The sequence below is a fragment of the Ruminococcus sp. 5_1_39BFAA genome (assembly GCF_964240875.1).
In the GTDB taxonomy this organism is placed as follows: Bacteria; Bacillota; Clostridia; order Lachnospirales; family Lachnospiraceae; genus Blautia_A.
On the sequence record NZ_CAXSVO010000011.1, the window covers coordinates 1 to 12,477 of the forward strand.

Consider the following 12,477-nt stretch of genomic DNA (forward strand, 5'->3'; position numbering starts at 1 on the left):
AGCCCTTTAAATGGACTTATAAAGGTATACCTTTGACGGTTTGATATTGCTTAATTATTAATGCAATGCTGTACTAGACTGAAGTTTATTGCAAAAAGTTCATCTTTGAGAGAACAAAAAATAGAAGTATTTAAGGAAGATGTTTTATCAGCATTTGTATCTTATGCGAGTCAGGACCGTCAACGGGTTGCTATGATTATTCAGGGAATGAAGAAAGTACGTCCGGATATGGGTATATTTTTTGATGTGGATAGTCTGCGGAGTGGTGAAGCATGGGAACGTGCATTATGGTCTGAAATTGAAAAAAGAGACACTCTATTTTTGTGCTGGTCACAATATGCAAAAAAATCGAAATGGGTTGATGCTGAATGGCGGTATGCTTATAAACATAAGGGTGTGGAATGTATAGAGCCAATTCCGCTGGAATCACCGGCAAACTGTCCTCCTCCAAAGGAACTCAGGGACAAACATTTTAACGATAAATTGCTGTATATAATTCAGGCATCTCCATTCCGCGGCTGAGCTATCTTTTATAGAAAATAAAAAATAGTATTCACAATAATTGTTTAAATTTTTAAAAAAAAGCATTGAATTAATTGCTAAAATGCACTATAATTGAAACATATTCAATATGCTTTTTGGTTAAAATTAATATTATACGTGTCTAAGGAGGAAAACAGCATGGTTGAACTGATTGTAGGAAAGAAAGGCAAAGGCAAAACAAAAGTACTGTTGGACAAGGTGAACAGTGCAGTTAAAGACGCGAACGGAAGCATTGTTTACTTAGACAAGAGCAAAAAACACATGTACGAGCTTAACAATAAGGTACGTCTTATTGATGTTTCCTCATATCCGGTTAAGAATGCGGATGAGTTTGTTGGCTTTATCTGCGGCATCATTTCCCAGGATCACGACCTTGAGCAGATTTATCTGGACAGCTTCTTAAAGGTAGCAAAGCTCGAGGATGCTGACGTAACAAATACATTAGAACAGCTTGATATGATCGGACAGAAATTTAATGTTTCTATCATTATCAGTATTTCTCTTGATAAAGAGGAACTTCCGGCAGCTTTCCAGGAAAAGGTTTCTGTTGCACTGTAAACCTATAGATAATACGCATAAGCGGATGAGAGATTTACATAAGATTATTATAAGGGACATGAATCCAGGTTCATGTCCCTTTTTTCAAAGCAATTAAATTTCATTTTCCAAAATAGCCGCGCACTCCGCTTTGTTGAGATATCCATACTTGTACATCTGCAGAAGCACATACTGCTGACGGCGGGCGGCAAGATCCGGATTTTGGGTGGGAGAGTAGATAGAAGGGGCATTGGGGATGCCTGCCAGAAGGGTAGCCTCATAGGCAGTCATCTGGACAGGATCCTTTCCGAAGTAGCCTTTGCAGGCATCTTTTACGCAGTAGTAACCATCTCCGAAATAGATGGAATTTACATAGAATTCCAGTATTTCCTCTTTATCATAGTCTGCTTCCAGCTTAAAAGCCATAAATACTTCGGCAATCTTCCGGGTAAGTTTTTTCTCCTGGGTGAAATAAAGGTTTTTGGCAAGCTGCTGGGTGATGGTACTGCCTCCTTCCTTAAGACTCAGGGAGTTTAGATCATTCCATGCTGCGCGTCCGATGGCAAGCAGGTCGATACCGTGATGCTTGTAAAATCGGTGATCCTCCACAGCAATCACCGCATCCAGATATGTCTGCGGCAGGTCGGAAACAGGGGTATACCCGGGATTTGCCTGAACCTCCGAAATCCTTTCTGCCAGGCTTTTTTGATCCAGCGCATCCCGGTACATTTTATATCCACTTCCTACCAGAATACCGCCGGCAAGCAGGAAGATCACCAGCAGTAAGAATACAGCTTTTTTAATCTGTTTCATGAATTTCTTCACCTCATATCTTTTGGATAATTATGTCTTTTCGCCTTTCGGAACTTCATTATAACAGATACCAGATGATGGAAACATCGAATCAGGTTACAATATCTCCGGCATAGATTACATTTTTGTAAGATTGCACGATGAATTTATTCCCACGAGCAACGAGCCAAGCGGTGGCGCTTGTATGAACATTTGATTTTATCTATAAATGGCACAAAAATTAGTCTATAATTTATTGGAAGAAATATACGTCCGGTGGTATTATTTAAGAAGAATCAAAGAAAAATGCTGGTGACAGAAATGAGAAAAAAAGAATGGAAGCTGATCGTGACATTCCATACCACAGCCGATGCAATGGCAATGGAAGAAATCTGCAGGGAGCAAAACGCTGAGGGCAGGCTAATCCCCGTTCCCCGAAGCATTTCCGCAGGCTGCGGCCTTGCCTGGTGCGCCGGGACAGAGTGCCGTGGCATGTTAAAGGAGCTTATGGAAAAAGCGGGAATCACAGAACAGGCAATGCAGGAATGTCTTGTCTGAAAATGGAAAGGTACAAAGCGATGATCTATTTTGACAATGCGGCAACGACTATGCAAAAGCCAAAACAAGTGGCAGAAGCTGTGGCAGGGGCGATGTGCTCTCTTGGGAACGCAGGCAGGGGCGGTCATGAGGCAACCCTTGGCGCTTCCAGAACGATTTTTGAGACGAGAAAAAGACTGGCCTCGTTATTTCATGCAGAAAGTCCGAAACAAATTGTGTTTACCGCAAATTCTACGGAGAGCCTGAATATTGCTATAAAAGGAATCCTGCAAAAAGGCGATCACGTCATTACCACACAGTTGGAGCATAATTCTGTGCTCCGTCCACTATACGAAATGGAAGAAAAGGGAGTAGAGCTGACCATTATTCAAAGTGATGAACGTGGATGTATCAATGCTGCAGAGATAGAGCGTGAGATAAAGAAAACGACACGGATGATCGTCTGCACCCATGGCTCCAATCTGACCGGAAATCTTATCGATATTGCTCAAATTGGTCATATCGCCAGGCGGCACGGTGCATTGTTCTGTGTAGATGCCTCACAGACTGCAGGAGTATTTCCGATCGATGTGCAGGAAATGAAGATCGATATTCTTTGTTTTACCGGTCACAAGGGGTTGTTAGGTCCTCAGGGAACCGGAGGAATGTATGTAAGAGAGGGTGTGGAGATACGTCCATTGAAAACAGGAGGCAGCGGGGTGCTGACCTACAGCAGGAAACACCCACCCCAAATGCCCACCGCATTGGAAGCAGGAACGCTGAATGGACACGGGATTGCGGGATTAAATGCGGCAGTTGCTTATATCCAGGAAACTGGGATGGAGGTAATACGACAAAAAGAGCAGCGGCTGATGCGGCGTTTTTATGAAGGAGTGAAGGAAATTCCGGGAGTAAAAATATATGGGGACTTCCGAAGTGACAACCGTTGTCCCATCGTTTCCCTGAATCTCGACGAATATGATTCTTCGGAGGTGAGTGATGAGCTGTTTACGGTCTATGGAATCGCCACCCGACCCGGCGCGCACTGCGCGCCGCTGATGCACCAGGCGCTTGGCACGATGGAGCAGGGCGCTGTACGCTTTAGCTTTTCCCACTATAACACGGAAGAAGAAATTGATACTGCGATTCGGGCGCTGCGGGAGCTTGCGCAAGATCTGTTTTGATCTGTTGCCTGCGGAAATAAATTGCCTGATAAAATATGAGGAGGAAAATAAAATGGAGAAAAAGACAGTAGACGCGAGAGGGCTTGCCTGCCCTATGCCAGTTGTAAATGCAAAGAAGGCTGTAGAAGAGTTTAAGGAAAATGGAATCCTTACGGTTCTTGTAGACAATGAGATTGCCGTTCAGAACCTGCAGAGGTTCGCGTCTCAGAAGGGGTTTGAAGCAGCAGGAGAGAAGAAGTCAGAAAAGGAATATGAGGTGACGATCCATGTTACTGCCGGAACACCGGTTCCCGCACAGACACCTGAAGAGGAAGAAGAGATCAACTGCAGCCCGGATTCCAGAAGGAAGGGACTTATTGTAGTGCTTTCTGCAAATGTGATGGGAGGCGGAGATGAGAAGCTTGGAAAAACACTGATGAAGGCATTTATTTTTGCTCTGACAAAACAGGATATTCTGCCAGAAATGATCGTGTGTTACAATTCCGGTGCCTATCTCACCTGTGAGGGTTCCGAATCCCTGGAGGATTTCCGGATACTGGAATCAAAAGGTGTCCAGATCATGACTTGCGGCACCTGCCTTGACTTTTACGGAATAAAGGAAAAGCTGGCAGTGGGAATCGTCACAAATATGTACGATATCGTGGAAACAATGGAACATGCAAAATCCATTGTCAGGCCATAAGTATGCCGCAAGTCCTTATCGGCAATCAGGTCCATTGGAAATTGTCTTTTCCGGCGCCAAGCTCAAAATGGTATTTTACAATGCCTAAATCCATCTTGGTGTAAAAGCCTAATCCTGATTTTGCCGTTACGTTGCCATTTGAATGGCTCAGATAAAATTTCTGCTGGTTCATAGCGGTAGGTGCAAGTAAAGCTGCGTCTATACCGCTTTTGAACCATTCAGGTGAATCAGAACTGATGTTGCTGACTGTTTCCGCAGATTTTGATCTGTGTTCCACACCTTGCGTTTTTCCATAGCCGAGAGCAATCACAACCGCCAGCTTTTCTCCCGCATCTATTTTAAAAGCACCGGGGGTCTTGCTGTATGTCAGCGCTACCCAGCAGGTGTTAAGACCAAGCTGCTGCGCCTTTAAAACGATCCGTTCTCCATAATATCCGCACCGTTCATCCAGATCCTTGCTCTTTTTGCCAATCAGGGCAATATAGTTTTTCACGCCGCTGAATTTGCCGTAATGCGCCATGGAACCGGCAAAGGCTTTGGGCTCATCTGTTACAAGCTGTATATGCAGATTGCCTTCCCTGTTGCAGTCCTCGATTTCTGCCTGCAACAAAGACAAGAGCTCTGCCTCAATTGGGTTATCTGTATATTGACGGACACTGTGCCTTTTTTTCATCGCTTCTAAAAAATCCATTTGAATATCCTCCATGTCTTACATATTGTCCTCACGCAGCCTTACCGCAGTGGCCGCCTGACGCCGTCTGTTGTCGTCCAGGGCAGCATAATGCTTCTTGGTAGTATTTACGTCCTTGTGTCCCAAAACGTCCGCCACAAGGTAAATATCGCCTGTTTCCTGGTAAAGGGCAGTTCCATAGGTACTGCGGAGCTTGTGCGGCGTAATTTTCTTTGTGGTGGTAATCTGGCGGGCATATTTTTTGACCAGGTTTTCCACAGCCTGTACGCCGATGCGTCGCCTCTGGGTAGAGTAGAAGAGGGCGTGTTCATGGCCTGCAACAGGAGTAATTCCTTCCCGGACTGCGAGATAATTTCTCAGCGCCCGTTCCACTTCCTCACCGAAATAAACAACCATTTCATTTCCGCCTTTTCGCGTTACCTTAATTCCATTATTTTTAAAATCAACGTCCTCCACATCAAGACCAACACATTCTGAGACACGTATTCCTGTGCCAAGAAGCAAGGTCACAAGGGCAAGATCCCGTTCCTTTGTCTTTTCGTAATAGACGCGTTTCTGACCCGTTAAACTGTCACCGCAGTGCTCAATATAGTCAAGGAGCATGGCAACCTCATCCGTATCGAGACGGATAATGCTTTTCTGGTGGATCTTCGGAACATCTATTAAAACAGTAGGATTTGTATGGATCATTTCACGCTTATAGTAATAGGCGTAAAAGCTGCGTAGGGAGGACATTTTACGTTTAAGGCCGCGTTCGCCGTTTGTTTCGGTTTTATCACCATTTTTGTAAACCTTTAAATATTCTTCGTATTCCTCCAGGTCAACAGCCTTGATCTGGTCCAGAACGTCCACCGTAAAGTCTGTCATAGATATATTTCGGAAAGTCGGGTTTTCATCTAATAAAAACTGAAAAAAGATGCGGATGTCATAGGCATAGGAAATTCTGGTCTTTGTGGTAGTTGTGGCGTCGATAGCCCTGAAAAAATCCTTGCAAAAAGGCGGCAGGGTTTTCAGAACCTCACGCAGCTTAAGAGTGTTTTCAATGTCTGTCTGCTGACGATATGAGATTTTATTATCCATAAGAAGTAGCTCCTCACTTAAGTTAAATGATGATGGGGATCCTTTTTAACATGTATTTTAGCACATCGGGCTTTTTTTCGCAATATCTATTTGAAAAACTCGGGTTTGTCGTATAGATATATAGATAAGGAAAGAGGAAGCCATCCCCTCTATTTTCCCATATTTTCCCAGGAATGGTTTCCTCTTGAAACGGCAAAATCATATAAACGTTTCGTCCAGTATAATGGTAAAAGGCCCGTCGTTTTCCAGCGAGATTTTCATATCAGCCCCAAAGATACCATGTTCTACCTTTGGAACTGATTTTTTCGCTTCCCGTATCATATATTCGTAAAGCTCCTCAGCTTGATCCGGCGCTCCTGCCTCAATAAAGCTGGGACGGTTGCCTTTTCTGCAGTTTGCATATAATGTAAACTGTGAAACCATAAGCACCTCTCCATTTACGTCCGCCAGGGACAGGTTGGTCTTTCCTGCTTCGTCTTCAAAGATACGAAGTCCCAGCATTTTTTTTAGATATTTGTCTGCAATGTCCGTTGTATCGTCCTTCCCGACACCTATGAATACGAGAAATCCCTTTCCGATGCTGCCAACCGTTTCACCTGATACTTTTACTTCCGCATGATTGACACGCTGTATTAATAGCTTCATAATCCTACTTCTTCTCTCTTTCTTTCATCTTCTCTTTTATTTTTTTTCCGTATTCATTAGCAAGCTGCACACATTTGACAGAAATTATTCCCCATGCTTTTTTCAAAAAGTCCCATATGATCTGCAGGATCTTCTTAAGGGTTTTTAAAAGAGTTAATAAAAACTCCATCATAGCAGTACGCCGTGTCGTGCCCTCATGCTTATGGGCGGACTCTTCCGGCAGCAAGATCCTTTCCTTTGTATGGGTATCAAGGCAGTCAATATTTATATACGCCTCCTCTTCTGCCGGCACTTTCTGGTGGATCAGAGAAAGGCGGATCAGCTTCTGGAATGCAGCGTATATTACTGCAAATACAGGAACGCCGATGATCATGCCGGGAATACCGAATACGCCTCCGCCGATCAGAATGGCAACGATTACCATAAAACTGGACAGACCGGTGGAATCGCCCAAAATCTTGGGGCCCAGGATATTTCCGTCAAACTGCTGCAGTGCCAGGATAAAGATGGCAAAATACAGGGATTTCAGCGGATCTACCAGCAGTATCAGGAAAATACAGGGGATAGCGCCAAGGTAGGGTCCAAAAAATGGAATAACATTGGTGACACCTACGATCACACTGACCAGGATTGCGTACGGCATATCCATAAGGGTGGTCCCGATATAGCAGAGGACACCGATTATGGCTGAATCCAGGATCTTACCGCTGATAAAGCCGATAAAGGTCTGGCTTGTAAAACGCATGGCATGGATGATAAAATTAGCCTGCTTGGTCGGTAAAAGCGCATAAGCGACCATTTTCCCTTTGGCAACAAACCCCTCTTTATCTGCCAGAAGGTACAAAGAGACAATGGCACCGATCAGGAAATTCTTTAAAAAGATCAGGATATCGAATACGCCTGCTGAAATGTTTTTCAGCATACTCTGCATCTGTGGAAGTATGGTCGTGGTTAGGTATTCCTGAGCCTGCAGCGAATACTGCTCCACCGTATTTACAGCATCCGGATTTAAATCCCAGCCCTTTTCCATAAAGGATTCCAGCCAGTTCTGCACTACAGTCACATAATGCGGAAAGCTGTAGATCAGGTTCATAATGCTTCGGATCAACTGTGGAAGGATCATCATGATCAATGCGTATATTACCGCGAGAAGAAAGCACAGGGAAACGATAACACAGCTCCAGCGCACTACTCTCCTGCCCTTTTTTTCAAGGTTAATTCCACGTTTGGCAAAAAGCGGAAAAATGACCTTTTTTTCCAGAAAATTCAGTACAGGACTGAGCAGAAATGCAATGGCAATACCATAAATGATAGGTGCCATAATCCCCAAAAAGGTTTTGATCCCTGTGATCAGTGTTTTCATGTGGAAAATGCCGTAATAAAAAAGCATACTGGCCGCAATAACCAGAAAGGCGGTTACGCCCCAGTGCAGATAACGATTATCCCAGCGAAATTTCATATTTGTGATTTAGTCCTCCTTGCTCGTAAAGTTCACTAAGTAATTATAACACACTTTATTAATAATGTCCCAGGTTATCAATATATTTTCGTAATATTTTCCGAAATGTTTTTGGAAACTTCACAGTTGCATGGAATAAAAAAAGCCGTTATAATAGCAGAAGAATTTAAGGAGGAATGCCTACATGAATTTACAGCAGGTTTTAAGTGTAACCCGAAAGGCAATAGATGAATTTCAGATGATCCAGGAGGGGGATAAGATTGCAGTGGGAATCTCCGGTGGAAAGGATAGCCTGACTCTTCTTTATGCATTGAATGGTCTGAAGCGCTTCTATCCGCAGCATTTTACCATAGAAGCAATTACTGTAGACCTTGGGTTGGGAGCCTCCATGGAGCCGATCCAAAGGCTCTGTGATGAATTGGGCGTACACTACACTCCCATTCCCACAGAGATCTATAAAATCATATTTGAGGACCGGAAAGAAAGTAATCCCTGTTCCCTTTGTGCAAAGATGCGAAAGGGCGCGCTGAATGAGGTGGCAAAGAAGCTTGGCTGCAACAAGATCGCCTATGCTCATCACAAGGACGATGTGGTGGAAACCATGCTGATGTCACTGATATATGAAGGACGTTTTCACACCTTCTCTCCTGTCACTTACTGGGATCGTATGGACCTGACTTTAATACGTCCCATGATTTTTATGAATGAAGCGGATGTGATAGGCTTTCAGCACAAATACGACCTTCCGGTGGTACAAAACCGCTGCCCTGCCGATGGAAGGACAAAACGTGAGTACATAAAGAATCTCCTTCGCCAGTTAAACCTGGAAAATCCCGGAGTCAAGGAGCGCATGTTTGCGGCTGTCCTAAGCGGAAATCTGAAAGGCTGGGTGCCTGCAGAAAAGATCCTAACGTCAAATACCACGCAGCAAACTACGGGCCATCAAACTTAAAATTATTTTCCAAATACAAAGAAACAGCCGTGAACTTTTCCTGATCTTATCAGGATATACTCACGGCTGTTGTGTTCTGCTTTTAACTATGTTTAACGGTATGTTCTGTTATTTTTTTATGGAATCAAAAATCTGGATGGTCTGGATAATGGCTTTCGCTGCACCTTCAATGCCAAGCTTGCTGCTGTCCACAGAAAGACTGTATCCCGAAGCACCGCCCCATTTTTTATTTGTATAATAATTGTAGTAGCTTGCACGGCTCTTATCCGTTTTTGTTATCATATCTTTGGCTTCCTTCAGAGATTTACCGTACTTTGCAGATATACGGTTGATCCTCCAGTCTAAATCTGCATGTATGAATACACTGAAGCAATCCTTATTGTCTGCCAGCGCATAGTCTGCGCAACGTCCCACCATTACACAGGGACCCTCATTAGCCAACTTTTTGATGGCATCAAACTGTGCAAGAAATACCTTATGATTCATGGGCATATCTGTAAATCCTGCAGAGGAATAGCCAAAAGAATAGGTATCCATTACAAGTGAATACAGGAAGCTGTTGGTAGGCTTTTCGTCATGGTTCTCAAACAGTTCCTTGCAGATTCCGCTGTCATTGGCCGCATGTTCCAAAAGCTCTTTGTCGTAGCATTTAATACCAAAGTATTTCGCAACTTCCTGGCCAATCTGCCTTCCGGCACTTCCGTATTCACGGCCGATCGTAATAACTGAGCTTGTACTGTTATTCATATCTGTCACTCCCTTCGGCAAAAAATATATTATAAAATTATTATACAATACATTTGTAAGAAATGACAACTATTTTCTCAATTTTTCAAGCAAATCTGTAAAATATGCTGGCAACGGCGCAGTAAACTCCATATACTCTTCTGTCCGTGGATGAACAAAGCCCAATACCATTGCATGGAGGGCCTGTCCCTGCAAATGCCAGGGATTTTTGCAGGAGCCGTATACCTCGTCTCCCAGCAGAGGATGCCCGATGCTTGTCATATGTACACGGATCTGATGGGTGCGCCCGGTTTCAAGGCGGCATTCTACATATGTGGCATTGCCGAAGCGCTCCAAAACCGTGTAATGTGTAACAGCATCCTTTCCATTTTTATAATTGACCGCCATTTTCTTGCGGTCAACAGGATGACGGCCAATAGGTCCTTCTACCGTTCCCTCATCATCTTTCAGGTTGCCCCACACAACCGCCCGGTAACGCCTTTTGATCGAATGCTCCTTTAACTGCTCCGCCAAATCGTGGTGGGCAGCATCATTCTTGCAGATGAGAAGCGCACCTGTGGTGTCTTTGTCAATGCGGTGGACAATACCGGGTCGCATTACCCCATTAATCCCTGAAAGATTTCCTTTGCAATGAAAAAGAATAGCATTTACAAGGGTTCCGCTTGTATGACCTGCACTTGGATGAACCACCATTCCTTTGGGTTTGTTTACCACCATCACATCCTGATCTTCATACAGGATATCCAGAGGAATATCCTCGGGCAGAATATCCGGCTCACTTAAATCAGGCAGGGAAATGAGAATTTCATCCCCTGCCTGGACCTTATAATTTGCTTTTACTTCTCTCCCATTCACAGTAATACCCTGTTCCTTCAGGAGCTTTTGGAGATAAGAGCGGGAAAGCTCGGCCTTTTGTTCTGACAGATAACGGTCAATGCGGATACCAGAGAAAGCCTCATCCGCAGTAATCTTCAACATTTCCATAAATAACCTGTCCTTTCATGATAAAAAGCTAGTTACGTCCGGGCTTTAAAAAATCAAAATCACGGTCATCCCGGTAAAGAAAGCATACGAACAAAAGAAGCAGGATTCCACCGCAAACCACATATATATCCGCCAGGTTAAAGGTTGGAAAATCAATAAGGCAAAAATAGATGAAATCCACCACATAGCCGCGGAAAACGCGGTCGATAAAATTGCCAAGAGCGCCGGATAACAGAACAAAGAGCACTGTCATAAGCGGCGCATAATATCTGTTCTTCGGAACTTTTATAAAAACATATAGAACTGCAGCAAAAAACAGCAGGCACATGACGATAAAATAGGGGATTTTTCCCTGGAGAAGCCCAAATGCCATTCCGCGGTTTTCCAGATAGGACAGCTCCAACACACCTTTGATCAGTACAAAAGACTCCTGCTCTTTTAATTGTTCAATAGCCAGAAGCTTCGTAATCTGATCCAGAAGTGTCAGGAAAAAAACGCAGATAAAGCCTGTCAATGCCCAGCTAAGTGTGCTGTGTTTCGCGCTGTTCATGCGCAGATCTCCCGAATGCCGGACAAAAGCTCCTGGTCGGTCAGAGTCTTGTCAATAAAGCTCTTTCCGATTCCATCCATAAGGATGAACTTAATATGTCCCTGCTCCATTTTTTTATCTTTTTTGGTAGCTGCCAGAATATCCGAAGCCTCAAGTCCCTCCACAGCCAGTGGAAGGGAATAAGCGCTGCAGCCATTTCGGATCTCCTGGTATTCTTCTTCCGTAAGGAGTCCTCGCTTCATGGAAATATAAGCGGCAGCGATCAGACCTACGCCAACGCACTGTCCGTGGAGAAGCTTAAAGTTCATTAGCTTCTCAACTGCATGACCTACTGTATGTCCAAGATTTAAAAGAGCTCTCTCGCCCTGTTCCTTGGGGTCACGCTCCACAACACCTGCTTTGATAGCACAGCATCGACGGATCATGGTTTTCAGCATATTTATATCCTTGCCCTTTATAACCTCCTGATTGGCGCATACGAAGCGGAAAAACTCACCATCGCAGATTAATCCGGTTTTGAGGATTTCGCCCATTCCGCAGGCAAATTCGCGGTCAGAAAGGGATTTTAGAGCTGCCATATTCATATATACAAGTCTGGGCTGATGAAAAGCGCCCACCATGTTTTTATACTGCTGGAAGTCCACACCTGTCTTTCCTCCTACGCTGCTGTCCACCTGGGCAAGCAAGGTGGTGGGAATCTGTACAAAATCAATACCTCTGAGATAAGTAGCCGCCGCAAATCCTGTCAGATCTCCTACTACGCCGCCGCCCAGCGCAACCAGAATACCCTTTCGGTCCATTTCCTGCTCGATCAGGATACGGTAAAGCTCGCCTACGGTGTCCAGATTTTTCCTTGCCTCACCGGCCGGAAATGTGAAAGTAGTCACGTCCATGGAAACAGGGATGAGTGCTTCACGAACTGCATTTTCGTACAGAGGTCCTACCGTGGAATCCGTCACAATACAAACCTTGCGCCCTGCAATATTTTCATCCTGAAAAGCCTGTGCAAGACAGGAAAAGTCCTCTTCAAAATAGATGGGATAATGGAAATCTCCCTGGCGTTTTACAAGTAATCTTTCATTTGACATGGTGTT

Annotated in this window: 15 protein-coding genes; 6 read left to right on the forward strand and 9 right to left on the reverse strand. The window is 44.2% G+C overall.

Features of this window, described 5'->3' with window-relative positions; translation table 11 throughout:
- The first annotated feature begins 105 nt into the window (after window positions 1-105).
- Window positions 106-522: a toll/interleukin-1 receptor domain-containing protein gene (locus ACESZH_RS12620; RefSeq protein WP_373216956.1), complete on the forward strand. Its 417-nt coding sequence runs from the start codon at window positions 106-108 to the stop codon at window positions 520-522.
- A gap of 159 nt (window positions 523-681) precedes the next feature.
- On the forward strand, window positions 682-1,101 hold the full coding sequence (locus ACESZH_RS12625; RefSeq protein WP_373216954.1) for a twitching motility protein PilT: 420 nt from the start codon (window positions 682-684) through the stop codon (window positions 1,099-1,101).
- A 93-nt stretch (window positions 1,102-1,194) separates the two neighbouring features.
- On the opposite strand, the gene ACESZH_RS12630 is transcribed toward ACESZH_RS12625, so the two are convergent.
- The gene (locus ACESZH_RS12630; protein ID WP_373216952.1) at window positions 1,195-1,893 is read right to left on the reverse strand and encodes a transglycosylase domain-containing protein; all 699 of its coding nucleotides are present in this window, start codon (window positions 1,891-1,893) and stop codon (window positions 1,195-1,197) included.
- A gap of 300 nt (window positions 1,894-2,193) precedes the next feature.
- Here ACESZH_RS12630 and ACESZH_RS12635 point away from each other — a divergent pair, with 300 nt between their 5' ends.
- Genes ACESZH_RS12635 through yedF form a run of 3 tightly spaced genes read left to right on the forward strand, consistent with a single transcriptional unit; the run spans window position 2,194 to window position 4,275 of the window.
- Window positions 2,194-2,430, forward strand: a complete 237-nt coding sequence (locus ACESZH_RS12635) for a DUF3343 domain-containing protein (RefSeq protein ID WP_373216951.1) — start codon at window positions 2,194-2,196, stop codon at window positions 2,428-2,430.
- Window positions 2,431-2,450: 20 nt separating this feature from the next.
- Complete coding sequence (locus ACESZH_RS12640) at window positions 2,451-3,593, forward strand: aminotransferase class V-fold PLP-dependent enzyme (protein ID WP_373216962.1); 1,143 nt, start codon at window positions 2,451-2,453, stop codon at window positions 3,591-3,593.
- Between the two features lie 52 nt (window positions 3,594-3,645).
- Window positions 3,646-4,275: a sulfurtransferase-like selenium metabolism protein YedF gene (gene yedF, locus ACESZH_RS12645; protein ID WP_373216949.1), complete on the forward strand. Its 630-nt coding sequence runs from the start codon at window positions 3,646-3,648 to the stop codon at window positions 4,273-4,275.
- A gap of 25 nt (window positions 4,276-4,300) precedes the next feature.
- Here yedF and ACESZH_RS12650 read toward each other — a convergent pair whose 3' ends face one another.
- The 4 genes from ACESZH_RS12650 to ACESZH_RS12665 all read right to left on the reverse strand — a co-directional run bounded on the left by ACESZH_RS12650 (window position 4,301) and on the right by ACESZH_RS12665 (window position 8,150).
- A complete protein-coding gene (locus ACESZH_RS12650) occupies window positions 4,301-4,966 on the reverse strand; it encodes a nitroreductase family protein (RefSeq protein WP_373216947.1) in 666 nt (221 codons plus the stop codon).
- Between the two features lie 18 nt (window positions 4,967-4,984).
- A complete protein-coding gene (locus tag ACESZH_RS12655; protein ID WP_373216946.1) occupies window positions 4,985-6,046 on the reverse strand; it encodes a tyrosine-type recombinase/integrase in 1,062 nt (353 codons plus the stop codon).
- A 198-nt stretch (window positions 6,047-6,244) separates the two neighbouring features.
- Window positions 6,245-6,691 carry a D-aminoacyl-tRNA deacylase gene (dtd, locus tag ACESZH_RS12660; protein ID WP_373216944.1) on the reverse strand — a complete coding sequence of 149 codons (447 nt, stop codon included), beginning with the start codon at window positions 6,689-6,691 and terminating at the stop codon, window positions 6,245-6,247.
- Window positions 6,692-6,695: 4 nt separating this feature from the next.
- Window positions 6,696-8,150 carry an AI-2E family transporter gene (locus tag ACESZH_RS12665; protein ID WP_373216942.1) on the reverse strand — a complete coding sequence of 485 codons (1,455 nt, stop codon included), beginning with the start codon at window positions 8,148-8,150 and terminating at the stop codon, window positions 6,696-6,698.
- Between the two features lie 184 nt (window positions 8,151-8,334).
- Between ACESZH_RS12665 and ACESZH_RS12670 the strand changes: the two genes are divergently transcribed.
- Window positions 8,335-9,102 carry a tRNA 2-thiocytidine biosynthesis TtcA family protein gene (locus ACESZH_RS12670; RefSeq protein WP_373216940.1) on the forward strand — a complete coding sequence of 256 codons (768 nt, stop codon included), beginning with the start codon at window positions 8,335-8,337 and terminating at the stop codon, window positions 9,100-9,102.
- 108 nt (window positions 9,103-9,210) lie between these two features.
- On the opposite strand, the gene ACESZH_RS12675 is transcribed toward ACESZH_RS12670, so the two are convergent.
- The 4 genes from ACESZH_RS12675 to aroB all read right to left on the reverse strand — a co-directional run bounded on the left by ACESZH_RS12675 (window position 9,211) and on the right by aroB (window position 12,471).
- Window positions 9,211-9,849, reverse strand: coding sequence for an AAA family ATPase (locus ACESZH_RS12675; RefSeq protein WP_373216939.1), 639 nt, complete (start codon window positions 9,847-9,849; stop codon window positions 9,211-9,213).
- 69 nt (window positions 9,850-9,918) lie between these two features.
- Entirely contained in the window at window positions 9,919-10,833 is a 915-nt protein-coding gene (locus ACESZH_RS12680; RefSeq protein ID WP_373216938.1) for an RluA family pseudouridine synthase, read from the reverse strand.
- Between the two features lie 28 nt (window positions 10,834-10,861).
- Window positions 10,862-11,383, reverse strand: a complete 522-nt coding sequence (gene lspA / locus ACESZH_RS12685; protein ID WP_373216937.1) for a signal peptidase II — start codon at window positions 11,381-11,383, stop codon at window positions 10,862-10,864.
- Window positions 11,380-12,471, reverse strand: coding sequence for a 3-dehydroquinate synthase (gene aroB / locus ACESZH_RS12690; protein WP_373216936.1), 1,092 nt, complete (start codon window positions 12,469-12,471; stop codon window positions 11,380-11,382). The genes lspA and aroB overlap by 4 nt, the downstream gene beginning before the upstream one ends.
- Between the last annotated feature and the right edge of the window lie 6 nt (window positions 12,472-12,477).